The 20,899-nt window shown below is 30.7% G+C and carries 13 protein-coding genes and 1 other annotated feature; of the genes, 10 read left to right on the forward strand and 3 right to left on the reverse strand.

What is annotated here, in order from left to right:
• The first annotated feature begins 185 nt into the window (after positions 1-185).
• From ACZJV1_RS08020 to ACZJV1_RS08030, 3 genes are all read left to right on the forward strand, one after another.
• The gene (locus tag ACZJV1_RS08020) at positions 186-1,466 is read left to right on the forward strand and encodes a neutral/alkaline non-lysosomal ceramidase N-terminal domain-containing protein (RefSeq protein ID WP_463651956.1); all 1,281 of its coding nucleotides are present in this window, start codon (positions 186-188) and stop codon (positions 1,464-1,466) included.
• A gap of 45 nt (positions 1,467-1,511) precedes the next feature.
• On the forward strand, positions 1,512-2,228 hold the full coding sequence (locus ACZJV1_RS08025; protein WP_460288855.1) for an SIS domain-containing protein: 717 nt from the start codon (positions 1,512-1,514) through the stop codon (positions 2,226-2,228).
• Between the two features lie 131 nt (positions 2,229-2,359).
• Positions 2,360-3,082 (forward strand): GntR family transcriptional regulator, encoded by a 723-nt coding sequence (locus ACZJV1_RS08030; protein ID WP_463651957.1) that lies wholly within the window; start codon positions 2,360-2,362, stop codon positions 3,080-3,082.
• A 337-nt stretch (positions 3,083-3,419) separates the two neighbouring features.
• Here the strand turns inward: ACZJV1_RS08030 and ACZJV1_RS08035 are convergent, their stop codons facing one another.
• Entirely contained in the window at positions 3,420-4,139 is a 720-nt protein-coding gene (locus ACZJV1_RS08035; RefSeq protein ID WP_411167411.1) for a GntR family transcriptional regulator, read from the reverse strand.
• A 151-nt stretch (positions 4,140-4,290) separates the two neighbouring features.
• Here ACZJV1_RS08035 and ACZJV1_RS08040 point away from each other — a divergent pair, with 151 nt between their 5' ends.
• From ACZJV1_RS08040 to aspS, 4 genes are all read left to right on the forward strand, one after another.
• Entirely contained in the window at positions 4,291-5,589 is a 1,299-nt protein-coding gene (locus tag ACZJV1_RS08040; protein WP_463651958.1) for a PTS sugar transporter subunit IIC, read from the forward strand.
• A gap of 12 nt (positions 5,590-5,601) precedes the next feature.
• A complete protein-coding gene (locus ACZJV1_RS08045) occupies positions 5,602-6,783 on the forward strand; it encodes a trans-sulfuration enzyme family protein (protein WP_463651959.1) in 1,182 nt (393 codons plus the stop codon).
• A gap of 29 nt (positions 6,784-6,812) precedes the next feature.
• On the forward strand, positions 6,813-7,124 hold the full coding sequence (locus tag ACZJV1_RS08050; RefSeq protein ID WP_463651960.1) for a PTS sugar transporter subunit IIB: 312 nt from the start codon (positions 6,813-6,815) through the stop codon (positions 7,122-7,124).
• A 56-nt stretch (positions 7,125-7,180) separates the two neighbouring features.
• Positions 7,181-7,405 (forward strand) — a binding site (T-box leader).
• A 163-nt stretch (positions 7,406-7,568) separates the two neighbouring features.
• A complete protein-coding gene (gene aspS, locus ACZJV1_RS08055; protein WP_463651961.1) occupies positions 7,569-8,858 on the forward strand; it encodes an aspartate--tRNA(Asn) ligase in 1,290 nt (429 codons plus the stop codon).
• Positions 8,859-9,088: 230 nt separating this feature from the next.
• Here the strand turns inward: aspS and ACZJV1_RS08060 are convergent, their stop codons facing one another.
• Positions 9,089-10,504: an amino acid permease gene (locus tag ACZJV1_RS08060; protein WP_463651962.1), complete on the reverse strand. Its 1,416-nt coding sequence runs from the start codon at positions 10,502-10,504 to the stop codon at positions 9,089-9,091.
• A gap of 295 nt (positions 10,505-10,799) precedes the next feature.
• Between ACZJV1_RS08060 and lacZ the strand changes: the two genes are divergently transcribed.
• From lacZ to ACZJV1_RS08075, 3 genes are all read left to right on the forward strand, one after another.
• Positions 10,800-15,560, forward strand: a complete 4,761-nt coding sequence (lacZ, locus tag ACZJV1_RS08065; RefSeq protein WP_463651963.1) for a beta-galactosidase, LacZ type — start codon at positions 10,800-10,802, stop codon at positions 15,558-15,560.
• A 196-nt stretch (positions 15,561-15,756) separates the two neighbouring features.
• A complete protein-coding gene (locus ACZJV1_RS08070; RefSeq protein ID WP_463651964.1) occupies positions 15,757-15,963 on the forward strand; it encodes a hypothetical protein in 207 nt (68 codons plus the stop codon).
• A gap of 364 nt (positions 15,964-16,327) precedes the next feature.
• A complete protein-coding gene (locus ACZJV1_RS08075; protein ID WP_463651965.1) occupies positions 16,328-17,254 on the forward strand; it encodes a C39 family peptidase in 927 nt (308 codons plus the stop codon).
• Positions 17,255-17,578: 324 nt separating this feature from the next.
• Here ACZJV1_RS08075 and ACZJV1_RS08080 read toward each other — a convergent pair whose 3' ends face one another.
• On the reverse strand, positions 17,579-20,668 hold the full coding sequence (locus ACZJV1_RS08080) for a hypothetical protein (RefSeq protein WP_463651966.1): 3,090 nt from the start codon (positions 20,666-20,668) through the stop codon (positions 17,579-17,581).
• Positions 20,669-20,899 lie beyond the last annotated feature (231 nt).

Below are 20,899 nucleotides of genomic sequence, written 5' to 3' on the forward strand. Positions count from 1 at the left end.
AAATAATTTTATTAAATATAGGTTTGTTTTTTATTGACTTAAATTTTAAATAAACATATAATATGTATATACAAATTGTATATACATATTATAAAATTAATATATAGAAGGATGTACATAAATAAAATAATTATTAAAAGCTAATTAAAGTATTTAATTGAAATGTAATGGAAAGGGGAAATTATATGTCTACAAGAGTTGGATTTTCACAGGTAAATATAACGCCACCAATTGGAGTATTACTTTCAGGGTATGATAGTTTTAGACAATCAAAAGGTATTCATGATGAGTTGTTTGGAAGGATATTAATAATTGATAATAAAGATGAATTGTTATGTTTTATACAAATGGATATCCTTTGTGTTGAAAATTATTTTGTTGAAAAAATATATGATAAAGTCAAATATTTAGGAATAAAGAAAAACAATATAATAGTGGGAGCTACACATACTCATTCTGGGCCTAAAGGAGTTTCTGATAATATAAATGGAATATTTAAGGGTTTAGAGAGTGTTTTTGGAGATTATAATAAAGAGTTAGTTGAAGATTATGTTAGGAAGTTGGCAGAAGGGGTAAAAGTTGCCTTAGATAATAGAGAAAAGTGTGAAATACAAATAGGCGTTTCGCATGTTTATGATGTATGTACTGAAAGACATAATACTGAATTTCCTTGGGATACAGGATTATTTACAATGGAGTTTCTACTTAGTAATGGTAAAAAAATATTAATGTATAATTTTGCATGTCACCCAACAATAATGAACCAAGAAAATTTATATATTACAGCTGATCTTCCATCTGGTGTTTTAAAATATCTAGAAGATTCATACGATATGGTTATTTTCACCAATGGAAGTGCTGGTGATATAAGTACTAGATTTACAAGAAAAGAATCATCATTTGATGAGGTAGACAGGCTTGTAGAAAATTTAGCAAGGGCAATTAAAACTAGTTTAGAAAATCCAATATATAAAGGAACTATAAATAAATTAAAAGTTAAAAATTATAATTTAGATTTAGAAATTAAAGATATAGATAGTGTTGAAAATGCTGAAAAGATTTTATATGAGTTAAAAAGAAAAGTAGAAGAAGCTAAGAAAGAGGGAATTTCTCCTGGGGATTTAAGATTAATAGAATCGGAGTATGAAGGAGCTTGCACAAATTTAAGGTTTGCTAAGTATATAGATAAAATGGAGAAGCTAAGTATAGAAATAAATATAATAAAAATAAATGATTGGAACTTTATAACAATACCTGGAGAGCTTTTTTCAAGTTTAGGTAAGAAAATAAAAGAGACTGGAAAGAACATAATTTTAGGATATACAAATGGATATTATTTATATTTTGCTGACAAAAAATCTTTTGATAGTAAATGCTACGAAGCTTCTTCAAGTATTATAAAAAGAGGGCAAGGAGAAAAAATAATTTCATTTATTTTAGATAAATTAAAAGAAGACTTTTCATAAAAAACATAATAATTAAAAGTATTGAATAATAAGGGGTGTATAGAAATGATAACAAATAAATATTTAGAATTTGTAATATCAAAATTAAAAGAAGTACAAGAAACTCAAAGTGAAAATATAGAAAAAGCAGCAGATTTAATAGTAGAATCTTGTAAGAAAGGTGGAAGATTTTACGTGTTTGGATCAGGGCATTCCCATATGGTAGCTGAAGAGTTATATATCCGTGCTGGTGGACTAGCGTATGTAAAAGGAATATTGCCTCCAGAATTAATGCTACATGAAATGCCTAATAAGAGCACATATTTAGAGAGATTAGATGGATATTCAAAGAGCATTTTAGATTTATATAAAGTAGATAAAAATGATACTATAATGGTTGTTTCTAATTCAGGAAGAAATAATGTACCTGTGGAGATGTGTTTATATTCTAAGGAAATAGGTGCTAGTGTTATTGCATTAACATCTCTTAAACATTCCACTCAAGTTAAATCAAGACATAAGTCAGGAAAAAATATGTATGAAATAGCTGATGTGGTAATAGATAATTGTGCTGAAAAAGGTGATGCTGCATTTTATATAGAAGGATTTAATGTTCCAATAGGAGCAACTTCAGATGCAACAGGAATAGCAATAGCTCAAGCTATAATCGTAACTGTTGTTGATAAATTAGTAAAAGAAGGCATAGAGCCACCAGTATTTAAAAGTTCAAACTTAGATGGAGCAGATGAATATAATAACGAATTATTTAATAAATACTATTAATATTAAAAATAAGTAATATATTAAAGAATTGTATTCGACTTAAAGTAATATTGACTAATATACTGTATGAATATAAAATATATACAAAATGTATATATAAATATATTAAGTTAAGAGCAGGTGACTAGATAATGAAAGATTCAGGAAAGCCTATTTATAAAGAAATTATTGATTATATTAAAGATGCAATAAAAGATCGAAGATATGAAAAAGGGGAACTTATTCCTACAGAAGAGGAATTTTGTAATCTTTTTAATACAAGCCGTATGACAGTAAGAAGAGCCATAGATGATTTAGTTAGCAAGGGAATGTTAACTCGTATAAGAGGTAAGGGAACTTTTGTAGCTCATTTTAATATTGAAAAAACAATGAACTCTGTTTCTAAAGGCTGGAGTGAAACAATGGAAGCTTTAGGCTTTAAAACCTCTTCTAAAGTTTTAATGTTTGATAAGATTAAAGCTGATAATTATATTGCAGATAATTTGAAAATACCTGTAAATAGTGAAGTTTATGTTTTAGAAAGATTAAGATATGCAGATAATAATCCAGTAGTAATAGAAAAAGTATTTATTTCAGCTGATAGGTTTCCTGACCTTAATCAATATACTTTTGAAAATGAATCATTTTACGATATATTAAGAAAAAATTATAATATTAAAATAAATCATTCTTACCAAAAGTTAAAAGCAGTTGAATTAGTTGGAGAAAAAGCTAAATTCTTTTCAGAAACAGAGAAAGCAATTGTTATTGAAATAGCTACTACAAATTATGATCAATATTCTAAACCAATAGAATTTGGTATAGATTATGTAAATAGTGATATTTATGTTTTAAGATATGTAATTAAAGAATAATATTATTCTTTAAAATTAAGTAAAGCTTACTTTATAATAAAATTGTTTCTATAGTATTAGTTTAACTATTTAAAAAACAATTTTCTTATCATGTTAAATTATTGATAAACGTCTTAATGAGATATATATCATAATATAATTAGAAAACTTAATTTAAATAAAAAAGATTATGGAGAATATAATTAAAGATCTTCATAATCTTTTTTTATAATAAAATTTAGGTAAATAAATTGTAAATATGATAGTGAGTTTAAAGAACTAGCTTCAAAAGTACAATACAAATAAAAAATAAGATTATTTTAGTTTGGTAAAAATATATTAAAATATATTAAAATATTTATTCATAATTTTGAGTAATAAAGTGCATTTGATATTTGCTTCCTTTATAACATAAGTTAGCATATTCAAGAGGCTCTCCATTTGAGCTATAAACAACGTGTTGCATTTCTATAACTGGGTCATATTCAGATATTTCTAATATGCCTTGAACTTCTTTAGATGGAAGAACTGCTCTAATAAACTTATCTGCATTATATATTTTTATATTCAGTTCATTTTCAATATAGTTATATATTGAATTACAGATTATTTCTTCAGTTAATCCTACAATGACATCTATAGGAAAATATAAATTTTCAAAAATTATAGGTTCATCGTCAATAATACGAACTCTTTCAACATGATAAAGAAATGAGCCAGATTTTAAATTTAGTTTTTCTGTGATTGAATCATCACCTTTAATAACTTCAAAAGTTTTTATTCTAGTAATAGTATTTAAATCTTTAAAGCTATTATTAAATCCAAATACGTTAGGTTTATTTGAATATAGACTAGAGTTCTTATTAGATAATCTAGGTCTTATGTACATACCAGCACCTTTTTTCTTTGTAATTAATCCTTCAATTACTAGATGGTCGGTAGCTTGTTTTATAGTCATACGACTACAATTATATAAACTAGATAATGTAGCTTCATTTGGTAGCCTTCCTGATTCATTGTATTTTCCATTTATGATGTCTGCTCTTATCTTTGAAGCAATTTGTTGATACTTAAACAAACACAACACCTCCTTTTACATATCTATATTAGCATAAAGCAAATTTAAATTAAAGAGATTTAAAATAAATAATATTTTATTTTAAATTACCCTAGACAAATTTAAAATAAGAATGTACAATTTAAATATAAAAAGTATAAGGAGGAAATATATGAACCGTTTAATTGAATTCATCGAAAAAAATTTATTACCTGTAGCAGGAAAGATTGCAAGCAATAAACCCTTAACTGCTATCAGGAACGCTATGATGTCAATGTCGCCTTTCTTTATAATAGGATCATTCTTCTTATTATTCGCTTATCTACCAATAAGAGGATATGATGAATTCCTTAACTCTATCTTTGGAGAAAACGTTTTACAAAATTTATTAAAAACAGCGTCTACAGCAACAATAAGCATTATGGGACTTGTAATATTATTATCATTAGCTTATCATTATGCAAAAATTAAAGAAACAGATGAAATTTATGCTGTAATGATTTCATTAATGGTATTTATGATTCTTACACCTGTAGTAGATGGAAAATTAGATTTAGAGTGGTTAGGCGCTAAAGGAATGTTTATAGCAATATTCATAGCATTCATTTCTACAAACGCATACATTAAGATTAAAAGTTTAAATATAGAACCTAAAATGCCGGATACAGTTCCACCAGCTGTTTCCAAGTCATTTGCTGCATTATTTCCAATTGCGATAATCGCTATTGTAGCTGTAATAGTAAGAGGCTTATTTGCAATGACACGTTTCGGTGATATACACAACTTTGTATTTACAGTAGTTCAAGCACCTTTATTAGCTTTAGGAACTAACGTTATATCTCTAATTGTAGCAGAAGTTATAGGACAAGTATTATGGTTCTTTGGTCTACATGGTAATGATATAGTAGGATCAGTTATGAGACCAATATGGCAAGTAATGTCTGCTGAAAACTTAGAAGCATTCTCTGCTGGACTTCCTCAAGCTAATATTATAAATGAACAAATGAGAAACGTATTTATGCTAATCGGAGGGTCAGGTTCTACTTTACCTTTAGTTTTAAGTTTAATCTTTGTTACAAAATCAAAACATACTAAAACTTTAGGGGCTCTTTCATTACCAGCAGCTATCTTTAATATAAATGAACCAATAATATTTGGATTACCAATAGTTTTAAACCCAACTTTATTTATTCCTTGGATTATAACTACACCAATTCTAGGTTTAATTACTTATTATTCAATGAAATTTGGATTAGTTGCTATAACAAATGGCATAATGATCCCTTGGACTACACCTGTACTTATTAGCGGATATTTAGTTTCAGGTATAAGTGGAGTTATTTTACAACTAGTTCTTTGTGTAGTGGCCTTTTTAATATACTATCCATTTATTAAATCAATAGATAATCAAATGTTAAAGGAAGAAACAGATAATAAAATGTTAAAGGAAGAAGCAATTATAGTAAATTAGTAGGAGTCAGATATGAAATGTAATAAACAAAATATAAATAACATATGCACTCATTTCGCAGAAAATGAAATAAGCAATTTTAATAGTACTGTATTTCCATTAGTACAGACAAGTAATTTTAAATTTAATACTTATGAAGATTTTATGAGCAAAACAGATAATGAAAAAGATAATTTTATTTATACTCGTGGTAGTAATCCAACGACTTCATTATTAGAAAAAAGATTAGCTTGTTTAGAAGAAGGTGAAAGAGCTAAAGTGTTTAGCTCAGGAATGGCTGCTATTTCAGCTACGATATTAAGTTTAATTGAAACTGGAGACCATTTACTATCTATAAACACAATATATGGACAAGCTAATAGGTTTTTCACTTCTTTAAAAAAATATGGAGTGGAACATTCAAATGTAAAAGGATATTCAGGTAGAGATATAGAAAAATATATAAAAGATAATACTAAAATAATTTATTTAGAAAGTCCAAGTTCTCAATTTATGGAGTTAGTTGATTTAGAATCTATATCATATTTAGCGAGGAAAAGAAATATAGTCACTATTATTGATAATACTTGGGCAACACCTATATTCCAAAATCCTTTGAAATATGGAATAGACATATGCATACATTCAATGTCTAAATATATTAACGGAAATTCAGATGTAGTATCAGGTGTTGTTATAAGTAATGAAAATACTATTGATAAAATTGCTGACTATGGATTTATGAACTTTGGAGCTGTTAATAGTCCATTTAATTCATGGTTAACTACTCGTTCTCTAACAACCTTGAATTTGAGAATGAAGCAACATGAAGAGTCTGTAAAAAAAGTAATTGATTTTCTAAGCGCAAATAAAAATGTAAAGGTTATTTATCATCCTTACGCTACGAAAGATGATACTCAAAAAAAATTATCTGAGAAATACCTGGATGGATATGGAAGTTTATTATCTTTTGAGTTAAAGGATAAAGATATAAATAAAATGATAAAGTTTGTTAATAATCTAAAGATTTTTTCTATCGGAGTTAGCTGGGGAGGGTTTGAAAGTTTAATTCTACCAGCCTATAAAGGTGGAAATGAAGATGATTTAAAAAATAGAGGAATGTCTATTACACACATTAGATTGTTCATAGGATTAGAGGAAACTAATTCCCTAATTAATGATTTAAAACAATCATTTGATACTGTATATAAATAAGGCTATTTTATTATATAGGAGGAATAAAAATGAAAAAAATTATGTTAGTATGCTCTGCTGGAATGAGCACAAGCTTGTTAGTTAATAAGATGATAAAGGTTGCATCAGATAAAGGAATTGAAGCAGAAATATTTGCAATTTCAGCAATGGAATTTGATAGTAATATCGAAAGTAAAAAGTTAGATGCAATACTTTTAGGCCCTCAAGTTCGTTTTATGAAAGATGAATTTGAAAAGAAATTAGCTTCAAAAAATATTCCTTTAGCTGTTATCAACATGTCTGATTACGGAATGATGAACGGAGAAAAAGTTTTAAATCAAGCACTTGCTTTAATTAAATAACATTATTCTAAATATCTGTTGACAAATTAATTGCTTAAGAGTAGTATGTAATAAAGTTAAATTCTTTGAAGGGAAGAGTAAATATTTACTGAGTATCCAAAGCGAGTAGGGTTGGTGTAAGCCTATGAGAAAAGTAATATTGAAAGACATCCTGGAGATACTTATCTGAAATATATATTAAGATAAGTCGGTTTTCCTCCGTTATAGGGACTGGAGATAATAATGTATTAATACGTTATTAAATTAGGATGGTACCGTGAAGATATGCTTTCACTCCTATAAGGAGTGGGAGCTTTTTGTTTTTAAGTATATAGAAAAGAGCTCATTCTATATGGTGTATATTCTAATTTAGTAGAACATTGTTAAAAAGGGTGGTACCGCGAAATATTTTGCCCCTTGAGTTTTTTTACTCAAGGGGATTATTTTTTTGGAGGTAATAATAAGATGAAAAGAAAATTAGTAAGTGAATTAAGAGAATTTATAGATGAAAAAGTATGCATTAAAGGGTGGATTTATAAAATTAGAAAATTAAAGTTTATAACTTTTGTGATTATTAGAGATAGATCTGGATTAGTTCAATGTATAGTGAATAATAATGAATTTGATTTATCAGAAATAAGTATTGAGTCAGTAGTGTCTATTATTGGAAATGTTAAAGAAAGCAGTAATGCCTTAAGCACATTTGAGGTACAAGTAGAAAGTATAGATGTTATAAGCAAAGTTGAAGGTGAACTTCCAATAGAAATAAACAAAGAAAACTTAGAAGTGAATTTAGATACAATGATTAACAATAGAGCATTAAGTTTAAGGCATCCAAAAATAAATGCGATTTTCAAAGTACAAAATTTAATAGTAAATGCATTTAGAGAGTTTCTAAACAATGAAGGATTTACAGAAATTCATACTCCTAAGATTGTTAAAGAGGGTGCAGAAGGAGGTACAGAGGTTTTTGAGGTGAAATACTTTGAAAATAAAGCTTATCTAGCTCAAAGCCCTCAATTTTACAAGCAAATGATGGTTGGAGCGGGATTTGAAAGAGTATTTGAAATAGGTCACGCTTATAGAGCAGAAGAGCATAACACTAATAGGCATCTTAATGAATATATAAGTATGGATTTAGAAATAGGATTCATTGAAGATGAAAAAGATATTATGGAAATAGAAGAGAGGTTATTAATATCTATATTGGAATCACTAAATAGGAAAGGAAAAGAATATTTAGATTTATTACAAGTTGAATTGCCAGTAATAAATGGAGAAATACCTAAGCTTGAGTTTAAAGAGGCACTTAATATATTGAAAAAATATTACAATAAAGAAGATCTAGATGGAGATTTAGACCCCGAAGCAGAAAAACTTCTGTGTGAATATTCAAAAGAAAAGCTAAATAGTGATTTTATATTTTTAACTAATTATCCTAGGAAAAAGAGGCCAATGTATACAATGCCAAATGGGGAAGATGAAACACATAGTTTTGACCTATTATTTAGAGGAATAGAAATTACTACAGGTGGTCAAAGAATTCATGATTATAACATGTTAGTAGATAATATGAAATATAAAGGTCTTAATCCTAAAAGTTATGAAAGCTATCTAGCATTGTTTAAGTATGGAATGCCTAAACATGGAGGTTTAGCTATTGGGTTAGAGAGAATAACAGCAAAGATTTTAGGATTAGAAAATGTAAGAGAAGCAACTCTAATTACTAGAGATAGAAAAAGATTGATTCCATAATTATAAGGATTGCTTAGTTTATGATTTAAAGGAACTAGATATAATCGATGATTTATTGATAATTCTCATTTTAAGCTAATATGAAGATTTTTATAGATAATCCTAACATATTAAATAGAACCAGCTTTAACTATATTAAGATATTTTCAAATAATAATTGAATTAAAATACCGTAGGTACCAGATTTAAAAGTTAGTACCTACGGTGATTTTTATGCATATTGTATAATATTAAGCTCTATTTTTAACTTTACCACGAATAAATAAGTAAGCTATAGAGATAATAGCTGAAATACCTAAAGCAAAATAAAATCCCATACGTTGATCGGTAATGCTTAATGAAAATATAAATAAAACAAATATTATTCCTAATGTGATAACTGTTGACCAGGGAGCACCAAATGCTAAAGGGGATTTGTAAACTTCCTGATTTGCAACAGTTTTTCGCCACAGTAGAAAGCAAAGTAAAATAGTACCCAAGCTAAAAAATGAAAAATAAGCCGATGCCGAAATTAAATAATCATAAATTTTGCTAGGCAAAATATATGAAGCTATATTGATAGCAATTAGCCCTATAGCTGTTAGAATTAAGCTTCCATAAAGTACTCCGTTCTTACCTTTCTTCCTCACAAAGGCTGGAGCTTCATGAGATTCTCCTAAAGAAACTAGCATCATTATGGCAGAAAAATATGACCCTGTCATTACGGAAAATGATGCAACCAAGACCACTGCATTCATTATTGAAGCCGCAAGGGGGATATTAATTGACTCTAAGGCTGATATAAATGGCGATTTTTCCATTGAAATAGTATTCCATGGTATTAGGCAGACAACTGTTAAAATTGAGATAACATATAAAAAAATCAATACTAAGAGAAGTATAAGCATGGCCTTCGGTATATCATGTCTTGGATCTTTAACCTCTGATGATGCCATAGCAACCACACCAATGCCAGCATAGGAAAAAATAACAATTAACATTGATTGGAGTAGTCCTCTTAAACCTTTGGGGAATAAGCCTCCGTTATCTAATAGAGTGGTAATTCCAACTGGATTATTAGTATTAAATACTCCAAATATTGTTGCTATACCGATTATAATAAATACTACTAAGGCAGCTGACTTAATGAAAGACATAACTGTTTCAATTTTACCAAAGTTTTTCAAGCCAAATGCATTTATAGCAATTACTATTGCTGAATAAGCTATTGATAATACCCATACAGGGATATTTGGAAACCATAATTTTGAAAATATAGCCATGGCAATGGTTTCAGCCCCTATGCTTAGAACGGCTGCTATCCAAAAAGTCCAACCTACATAGAATCCCATAAAAGACCCTAAGATTTCTTCAGCGTAGACTTTAAAGGAACCACTAACGGGATGATTAACAGAGAGAGAGGTTAGTGCACCTGCAATCTGGATTGTTAATAAACCACCTAATAGATAAGAAAAAATAACTCCAGGACCAGCATAGCTTATAGGTAACCCTGACGCAAGAAAAAAACTAGATCCAATGATACCACCTAGCCCAATCCACAATAAATTCTTGGCGGAGAGCTTATTCTCCTCCTTTTTACTATCTTCCTGTGATATAAATTCATCTTTGCTTATTTTCTTTGAAGGAGTTTCTTGTTTTTCTTTCAATTTTTTATACCTCCATTTTTACTTTGTATATAGAAAATAGTTTTCCTAAAAAGGTAGGATTTATACTGAATAGTTGAAATATGCCTGCAGGAAGTGCAACACCTCCTTATTTTTTTACTTAATACAATAAATTAAACTTTAGAGAGTATAATGCAAAATTTGCTCTTATATACCATAATATTGAAAATAATATAAAAATTTCTATGGAAAACATTTACACAATATAAAATAAGTGTTAATATATTGTTAGTAAAATAAAGTAAAATAAAGTAAAATAAATTTTGGAGGGAGTATTATGTTAAGCAAAAAGACATTAGCTAAAGTGTTAGCAGTTACATTATGTACTGGTATCCTATTAAATAATGTGGATCCAAGTATCTTAGCAGATGTTATGGATCAAACAAGTAATGGGACGGAGTTCTGGGCAAGCAATCCTGAAAAATTTGAAGATAATAGGGAGAGAGCCCATGCCACTATTATGCCCTATAACACAATTGAAGAAGCGTTAAACAATCCTAATTACTCAGATTATTCAAATTCAACTAATTATCAAACTTTAAATGGAGATTGGAAATTTAATATAGTGGACAAGCCGTCACAAGATATAAAAGATTTCTATAAGACTGATTATGATACTAGTAAATGGAATACTCTAGCTGTACCATCAAGCTGGCAACTACATGGCTATGATCAACCAAGATATAATGACACAGCTTACCCTTGGGAATATCAAGCGACAAATCCAAATCCACCAGATGTGCCAACAGATTATAATCCAATAGGATATTATAAGAGAACCTTTACTATACCGAAAGGATGGAATGATAGGGAAGTATTCGTTTCATTCCAGGGAGTAGAATCAGCTTATTATTTATATATAAACGGAGAATATGTAGGATATAGTGAAGATACCTTTACAGGACATGACTTCAATATAGCTAAATACCTAAAAGAAGGGGAAAATGAAATTGCAGTTAAGGTTCATAGATGGAGCGATGGTAGCTGGTTAGAATCACAAGATATGATTAAGTTAAGTGGAATATTCAGAGATGTATTCCTATATTCTACACCAAAAGCACATCTTAGGGACTATACATTAGTTACTGATTTAGATGAACAATATGTAAATTCACAATTAAATGTAAAAGTAAACGTTTCAAATTATGGTATAGAGAAAGATGGAAAATACAAAGTAAGAGGACTAATTTACAATGAAAATAAAGATGTAATTAAAGATCTATCACAAGAAATAAGCATAACTGCATCAAATAATGAGGATACCATTGCTGAACTTAATACAATAGTTGAAAACCCAAAGAAATGGACAGCAGAAACACCAAATTTATATACAATTGTTATTGCTCTTGAAGATGAAAAGGGAAATGTAATAGAAACAATAAGTAATAAATTTGGATTTAGAGAAATAGAAATATCAGATAGTCAGGTTAAAATAAATGGAAAACCAATATCTTTTAAGGGAGTAAATAGACACGAATTCCTTCCAGATTCAGCTAGAACTTTAACAGAAGAAAGCATGATTAAAGATATAGAGCTTATGAAGCAAAACAACATAAACTCTGTAAGATCATCTCACTATCCAAACGATCCAAGATGGTATGATCTATGTAATGAATATGGATTATATGTAATGGATGAAGCAAACTTAGAAACTCATGGAAGATTAGATGAAATTCCACAAAGTAGACCAGAATGGAAAGAGGCAGTTATAGATAGACAAAGATCTATGTTAGAAAGATCAAAAAATGAAACATCTATAATAATGTGGTCATTAGGTAACGAATCAAGTGGAGGAAAAAACTTCGAACATGCAGCTAATTGGATAAGAGAAAAGGATCCTACAAGACCTATACACTATGAGCCATATAGAGATGTAGCAGATGTGTACGGAAGAATGTATAGAACAATAGAGGAAATGGAGTCTTATGGACAAGATAAGGATAACAAAAAGCCATATATTCAATGTGAATATGCTCATGCTATGGGAAATAGTGTAGGTAATCTACAAAAGTATTGGGATGTATTTGATAAATATGATAATATGCAAGGTGGTTACATCTGGGACTGGGTTGAGCAATCAATAAAAATGACAGATAAAAATACAGGAGAAGAGTATTTTAGCTATGGTGGAGATTGGGGAGATGAAGACTTTACAGATGGAAACTTCTGTGCAAATGGATTAGTCTCAGCAGATAGAACAGTACAGCCTGAGCTTCAAGAAGTTAAAAAAGTATACCAAGAAATAAAAATAAAGGATGTAGACGTTGTAAATGGTAAAATTAATATTAAAAATGAATTCTTATTTACAAATACAGAGAAATATCAAGGAAATTGGGAATTAAGAGCAGATGATAAAGTTATACAACAAGGAAACTTTGATATATCTGTAGATCCATTATCAAGCAAAGAGATGACAATTCCATTTACGACTCCAGAAATAATACCAGGAACAGAATATTGGTTAAATATAAGCTTTACTCTAAAGGGAGATGAGTCTTGGGCAAGTGCAGGACATACGATTGCAAAACAACAATTTAAGCTTCCATTTAATAATCCATTAGAAAAAGCTTTAGATATAACATCAATGTCATCAGTTAATGTAAAAGAAAATAGTGATGCTGTAGCAATAGAAGGTAGCGAATTTGATGTTAAAATAAATAAAAATACAGGAGCATTAGAGTCATATAAATTTAATGATAATGGTAAAAAAGTAGAATTAATAAAAGACCCTCTAGTACCAAATTATTGGAGAGCTCCAAATGATAATGATAGAGGAAACGGAGCAGAAGAGAGATTAGCAACATGGAAAGAAGCAGGTAAAAATTCAACAGTTAAAAATATTAATATTGTGAAAATTGATGATAAGGCTGCTAAAATAGAACTAGAATTAACTGTTCCAACAGAAGTAGAATCAACATTAAAATTAGATTATACAGTCTATGGAAATGGTGAAGTAGTAGTAAGTAATACATTAAAAGCAGGTGAAGGATTATCAGAAATACCTGAAATAGGTATGATGCTTCAACTACCATCAGAATTTGAAAATGTAACTTGGTATGGAAGAGGACCAGAGGAAAACTATATAGACAGAAATACAGGTTATGATGTTGGTGTATACAATAAAAAGGTAGATGAGTTATTTATACCATATATCGAACCATCAGAAACAGGAAATAGAACAGATGTAAGATGGGTAACTTTAACAAACAATGACGGTGTTGGATTAATGGCATCAGGTTTACCAATAATAGAATTTAATGCATTAGAATATACACCAGAGGAGCTTTCTTCAGGAAAACGTCATCCACATGAGCTTCAAAAGACAGGAAATGTAGTATTAAGACTTAACTACAAACAAATGGGTGTAGGTGGAGACAATAGCTGGGGAGCAACTCCACATCCAGAATTTATGATGGAAAGTGGAAAAATGTATAATTACACATTTAAGATAAATGGTGTAACTAAAGAAGATTCTCCAATGGAAATAAGCAAAGCAAATTCAAGCTTACAAAAGAATTTAGTTAATGGTATTAAAGTAAATGGAGTAAGTATAGCAAACTTCAATGAAAATATTACAGAATATGATATAGAGTATTTAGAAGGGTCGTTAGATACTCCTCCAGTAATAGAAGTTGAAACAGCTAATGATAATGTAATAGTAGAAGTTAGCGATGTGGAAACAATATCTGGTATGGCCACAGTTAAGGTAACTTATAAAGATGAATTATTAGGGGAAATATTCAATAAGACTTATAAGTTAAACTTCAAAACTAATAATATAGTTTATGCATCAGACGTGGAATGGGACAGTGCAACAGCAGGAATGTATGAAGTTAAAAAAGACCAAACAGTAGTTGGAAATCCATTAAGAGTAAAGGTTAACGATAATATAACTAAATTTAATAAAGGAATTGGGACAAATTCGGATTCAAAAATAGTTTATAACTTAGAAGGAAAGGATTATGATAAGTTTGAATCATATGTTGGTCTAGATAGAGGTGTATCAGGATATGGTCCATCAATAGTAGCTAGAGTAGAAGCTGATGGAGTAGAAGTATTCAATAGTGGAAGAATTTATAGTACTTGGAATGCTTCTAAAGTGCAAGTAGATTTAAAAGGCGTTAAAGAGCTAGCACTATATATTGATTCTTATGAGGGAAATATCAAGTATGATCATGGTGCATGGGCAGATGCTAAATTTATAAAAAATGCTAAGAGTACAGACACATCACTTTCAGAAATAAAAGTTAATGGAACAGCAATAAAAGACTTTTATCCAAATAACCATCAATATAATGTAGTTTTACCAGCAGGTACAAAAAAAGTTCCAGAAGTAACAGTAACAAAAGCAAATGAAAATGCTAAAGTGTTTGTTACGAATGCAGATAAGCTTCCGGGAGAAACAACAATAAAAGTCTTATCAGAATCAAGTACAATGAATACCTATAAAATAAACTTTACAATAGACGAAAAAACAACAGTATCAAAGGAGGATTTAAATAAATTAGTAGAAAAGATTGAAGCTTTAAATGAAAATGAGTATATTCCATCAACTTGGAAGAAGTTACAAAAGGAGCTAACAAAGTCTAAGAAGGTATTAGCCGATTCAAGTGCTACACAAAAAGATGTCAATAAGGCTCATGATGATTTAAATAAAGCTTACTCAGAGTTAATATTAAAGCCAAGCAAAAATAAATTAGATGATTTAATAAAGAAGGCTGAAGCTCTTGACTCATCACAATATACGAAGAAAAGCTGGAAGGCTTTAGAAAAAGCATTAGCATCAGCTAAGAAGACTTTTGATAATGAAGAATCTACTAAAAAGGAAGTAAAAGATGCAGAAGATTGGTTAGAGGTTGCTATAGAAAAGCTTGAATTAAAAGATAATGGTAGTGATACTGGTAGTGGTACTGATACTGGAAATGGAAAAGATAATGGTAAGTTACCTAATACAGGAGGCACACCAGCAGCTGCTATAGGATTAATTGGAATAATTACAACGGCTACAGGGTTCTATATAAATAGAAAAAGAAAGTAAAAGCTAAAATAGTAAAGATAATTATAAAATGTAAGAGAGTATTGATTAAGAGTCTGTACTCTCTTATTTTTATATAACAAAATCAGTGATGGTTTATGGATCAGAACAAAAAGTAAAAAAATAAAGGAAAATTAGTAATGTGAAATATTTTAGGTTTTGATGAAGCATACTAAGATTATAAAGGAGAATGATAGATATGAAAGTAAAGATAGTATGTGAAAGAGATTATGAAACAAAAGAATTAGAGTTGCCTATGAATGAAGAAGCATTATTGAAGATTCAAGGTAGTGTACTTGATAGAGATACATTAGGGTATATAACAGGAGCAGATATAAAATATTATGATGGTCAGGGAAATGAAATAGAAAATGTATTTCTTCTCAATAAGCAGCTACAAAAGTAGAAGTAAGGATTATAGTTTCTATTGGTATAAAAAAATTATAGAAAGTGATGGAAAAATATTATAAGTATTTTAAGGGATTAGGAAGCACTAGATTAGTAGTGCTTCCTTTTTTATAAAATAGATAGTATTTAGTAAATATTTAAATTCTTTATTATTTTAAATGATTTTTGAGTTAAAGATTAAATGAATTCATTATAAAATTTACAATTTTGAAACAACTAATATAAATTTTTGATAAAAAATTAGTATAAATTTATTGTATAATGAGTTGAGATATAAAATATTTGATAAAAATAAAAAAAAGAGGTAAAATTAAAAAATTAGAGAAGCAGCAATAAAACATAGTCGGACAAGGAGATATATTATGCCATCAAAAAGAAGTGCAAAATCAATTAAAAGGCGAAGAAGAAAAGTTAGAAAGCTTAGATTTACAATATTTATTGTAACAGTAGCATTAATAGGATATATAGGTTATAAAACTAGTGAAAAAATATTTAGTTCAATGATTAATAATAAAGAGGTACAAAAAGTAGAAACAGTACAAAAAGTTGAAGAAAATAATTTAAGTAAAATACCAGAAGAAGTAAAAAACTCAAAGGATCCGGTAATACAAAGCTTATTAAAAAAAGCAAATAAATATCCTGAAATTAATAAGATATTAAATAATGTAGATGCATATCCAAAAGAACTTTTAGAGTTGGCAGCAAAAAAGGATGAAGAGATAGGGTTTGTAGCAAATTACCCTAATTATGATGCATCAAAAAATAAAGATATATCTGTAAAAAATGATTATAAAAAAGGACAAATTCCACTTTTTATACAATGGGATGAAAGATGGGGATATGATAAGTATGGTTCAGAGTTTATAGCAATTAATGGGTGTGGGCCTACAGCTCTATCAATGGTAGCAGTAGGGCTTACAGATAACATAAATATAAATCCAAAGGTTGTAGCAGATTTTAGTGAAAAGAATGGGTATTTAGCAGAGGGAGTAGGTTCAACTTGGAGCCTTATGACTGAGGGAGCCAAAAATTTTGGGGTAATGGGTAAAGAGTTATCACTAAATAAGGAAGTTATAATAAACACTTTGAAAAAAGGACAACCTATAATAGCAAGTATGGGACCTGGAACATTTACTACTACTGGACATTTTATAGTATTAACTGGAGTTGATAGTAATAATAAGATAATAGTAAATGATCCTGATAGCAAAATAAAAAGTAAACAAACATGGGATATAGATATATTTATGAATGAAGCTACAAACTTATGGGCTTTTAAAGCTATATAAATTTATTAACCGTACTGATACAAAAGCATACAAGAAAATTATGTCTGAGAATATATAATTAAAGAAATCAAATTCTAAAAATACAGAGGCTACTAAAATTATAGCCTCTGTTGTACCTAAAAAGATTTATTATTCAGATCCTATGATTTCATTAACTATAGATTTATTACAAGATAGGCTTTTAGAATTAATGAAATTCATAAATATAAGTGAAAGTTCTAAGAAAATCAATATTAACATAAATTGCTTACGTGATAGATGATATGATGCTGAACTCTTAGATTAATTTTAGTAGTGGGTCAAAAGTAGTTGATAATCTACAGTCTATTTTTTACGAGCAATAACTATATTAGAGAAGTCAGAGTTCAGTGTTATACTTGGGAAGCCAGGAGTATCAGTATCACCCACAGTATTTGATGCAAAGGCACGGTAGTAGTAAGTGATATTTGTATTACCAACTTGATCAGTGTACAAATTTGTACTAGATGGCACCGTTGCTAGATTACTCCATGGACCAGAACTACTAGTGGCTCTTTGAATAGTTAAAGTAGTGGCATTTAAGGAATTAGGCATTAAAACTAAAAGTACACTCCTTTTTGCGCCAGAACCGATAACAGTGATAGTTAAAATTGAAGGAACTTTCGGTGGAATTACAAAGGACATGGAGTGCATCATATCCATTTCTTCGTGAGCAAGAATATGGCAGTGATATACATACTCCCAACCATAGTTCACATAGTGGTTAGTAACTTGGGTTATTGGATTTCCTAATGGGTCGAACCATCCTGCTGGTGGCGGTGGTGATAGTACAGCACCTTCTGGCATTGTTGGGTCAATTAGACGAATACTATTTGGTACTTCAAATGGCACTTGTAGAGGAGTAGGAATATTCGGCCTCATAGCAATAATTGTATGCTCTAGAGGGTTCACTCTGAAGGTTTCCTTCCAACCTAATTCATTAGCGTCAGGTTCTATTAAAGCTCCATCCCAGGCAACACGGTTAATGAGTTGTGCAGAGAACAAGTGGGTATGAATAGTATGAGTATCTACACCATTGTGGGTAATCTTCCAAATCTGAGTTCCATCTTTAAGAGATCCAATAGGAGTCGTAGTTAGATTTGCTGTGCCTTTAATAATTTCAACAGGCGGACTGGCATATCCGTAGACTACAAATTGATTGTTAGTGGAGTTGGTAACTGGGAATTCAAGTCCAAGCATACCGCTCATTCGTCCATATTGGGTGTCGTAGACTTCACCCATTTCGTCTTGTAAAGACTTTGGTTCTATTGGTAAAGTAACAGCTGGTAGAAGCGTTCCATTAGTATTTATTGGTTTGAAAGTCTTAGAGAACTCATTAAGCTGAACATAGGCATTAGCAGCATCTGCAGGGAAGTTTGTAACGTTGTATGCGGAGTTATATGCAGCCTGTGGTATGATAATAGGATCCTGAGCCGCTTCAAAAACACCTCTTTTAACATTTGCTTTAGCAAATATTGCTTTTAAAGAATCAATGTCGTACATATCAGCTGGAGGAGAGTCCATTACTCTGATTTGCATAATAGTACGAGTATTAGGACCGTAGCCAGGTTGGGTTGACGGTGCACCACCTTCAGCAGTTTGGTCAGGGTTACCAGTGTAATAATCGTAACGTGGATCTCTAGCTGGGAAAGCTGCTGGAGCATCATTATAAAGAATGAGCGTCTTTCCTGCATATTGGGAAAAGTCAACGATAACGTCTGCTCGTTCTGCAGCTCCAAGTAGAAGAGAATGCTGAACAACATTTCCAAAGTTAAAATTTGTTGGGTTAAGATTCCAGGTGATAGGCTGACTTGGTATAACAACCGGTGTTGGGAGGAAACCGCCCTCGGTGCCTATTTGAATCCAGTCAGGTCCCTTTATGGTAGGATCTGGATCTGGTACACCACTTGGAAAGTCAGCAGGAATTCCTTCTATTCCACAAGAAGGTACCATTTTAACCTCTGTACCATATGCTGTTCCAGGCAAGGTATTTCCGGCAGGATCAGCTACATACATTTGTAGATTAAAGAAACGGTCATCTGCGCCATTTAGTATACGGAAACGGTAAGCTTTAGGCTCTACTTCTAGATAGGGATAAGCTGTACCATTGACAATAGGAGTATCCATAAAAGCCTCTCCTGGCATGGATGGATTAGGTGTGGCAGGCATCATTGGTGGTTGTTCGGGAGCATTTATAGGATCATAGTAAGGGTTTTGAACTGGCCCATGCTCTATATCAGTAGTTGGTGGCCAAAACCATGGACCATACATCCAGCGGCCAAATGGGTTTGATCCGCTAATAGCCCATGGATTCTGAGCCGGACTATAAACGTGAGGATACCAAAGGTCACCTCTATTAGGTGTGCCTGGTGTTGTGCCCCATGCCCAAGTTGGATCTGTGTTTAGGATAGTAGTCTCATCAACGAAAGTTTTATCTTGAATAATAAGAGGAATACCAAGGTCAGGTAGGATTTTTTTAGAGTCTGGATTTACACCTGAATAGTTAGTACCATTGATTAAATCCTGTTCAACACGATCAGTCAATAGATACGGTGCAACCTCTCCCGCATAGACATTAAGTCGAGTAATACCATATGAGTGATCATGATAGAACATTAGCCTAGCACTTTGTGCATTGGTGTAATACAACGTTTGCATCCCATCGCGAGGGTTGTCTATATCTTCCATATCAGGCACATTTACTACACTGACTCCCTGAGGATATGGAGTGTCTTCTCCAGCTGGTGTAATCCACTGATGTGGTGTACCATCGCTTATCCAAACAGTATTATTACCATGAAGATGGATGTTGGCACGGTTTTGAGTGTAATCCATAGGATTAGCTTCCATTCCTAGAGGGCCCATTCCTGCACCCATGACGGTTGTATCCACCGGGATGAAGAGATTACCATTAGTACCGGTAGGAAGCAGATTGTAGAATTTTATACGAACTGGTATATTGCGATTAGAAATAATAGCAGGTCCCATATAATGAGGAGCATCCACACCATAAGCTTGGGTACCGTCACCTTTTAAAATTGGTGTATCTTGATAAGCTAAAGCAATAAGGTTACCAGGAACTATTTCTGTAGATAATTGTACATATCCTCGAAGTGTGGTTGGTGGAAGATCAGAGTGCATCTGTTCTTGAAACTCCACCACAGCGATTTCATAGTAATCAGTACCAGGATAGGTGGTAGTATCAGGAATAGCAACAGGAATATATTGACCTAAAGCGTTTGCATTGCTAGAACCAAGTCCAGGCATTGCATCCACGAATTTTCTTAGGAGTGGACTATAGGCCCAGTTGGCGGTACCAAAATAGTCCGGAACTAAATTTTTAGTGTTCGGATCAGTTACGAGAGCCGAATCTATTAAAGGTTTATTATTTTCCATATTTTACGTCTCCTTATAGATTTACTTATTTAATAATAGTAACAGTATCTTTTGTTCTATACTATATATTATTTATTATGAATACAATGTGTTACTGAAGGAGTATAATTAAATTTCTAAATTGAAAATTGTATTGAAGAAAGATTTTGAATTTTGTATAGACATAAATAGTATAAAAATGCCAGGTTGTTTTAAAAAATTATAGCCTGGCTTTTAGTTTTAAAGTAAAGT

This window comes from Clostridium sp. LS3 (genome assembly GCF_055330225.1).

Excerpts from the sequence above, each read along its gene's own strand:
- ACZJV1_RS08020 (WP_463651956.1), top strand. The coding sequence starts at position 186 with ATGTCTACAAGAGTTGGATTTTCACAGGTAAATATAACGCCACCAATT.
- ACZJV1_RS08025 (WP_460288855.1), top strand. The coding sequence starts at position 1,512 with ATGATAACAAATAAATATTTAGAATTTGTAATATCAAAATTAAAAGAA.
- ACZJV1_RS08030 (WP_463651957.1), top strand. The coding sequence starts at position 2,360 with ATGAAAGATTCAGGAAAGCCTATTTATAAAGAAATTATTGATTATATT.
- ACZJV1_RS08040 (WP_463651958.1), top strand. The coding sequence starts at position 4,291 with ATGAACCGTTTAATTGAATTCATCGAAAAAAATTTATTACCTGTAGCA.
- ACZJV1_RS08045 (WP_463651959.1), top strand. The coding sequence starts at position 5,602 with ATGAAATGTAATAAACAAAATATAAATAACATATGCACTCATTTCGCA.
- ACZJV1_RS08050 (WP_463651960.1), top strand. The coding sequence starts at position 6,813 with ATGAAAAAAATTATGTTAGTATGCTCTGCTGGAATGAGCACAAGCTTG.
- aspS (WP_463651961.1), top strand. The coding sequence starts at position 7,569 with ATGAAAAGAAAATTAGTAAGTGAATTAAGAGAATTTATAGATGAAAAA.
- lacZ (WP_463651963.1), top strand. The coding sequence starts at position 10,800 with ATGTTAAGCAAAAAGACATTAGCTAAAGTGTTAGCAGTTACATTATGT.
- ACZJV1_RS08070 (WP_463651964.1), top strand. The coding sequence starts at position 15,757 with ATGAAAGTAAAGATAGTATGTGAAAGAGATTATGAAACAAAAGAATTA.
- ACZJV1_RS08075 (WP_463651965.1), top strand. The coding sequence starts at position 16,328 with ATGCCATCAAAAAGAAGTGCAAAATCAATTAAAAGGCGAAGAAGAAAA.
- ACZJV1_RS08080 (WP_463651966.1), bottom strand. The coding sequence starts at position 20,668 with ATGGAAAATAATAAACCTTTAATAGATTCGGCTCTCGTAACTGATCCG.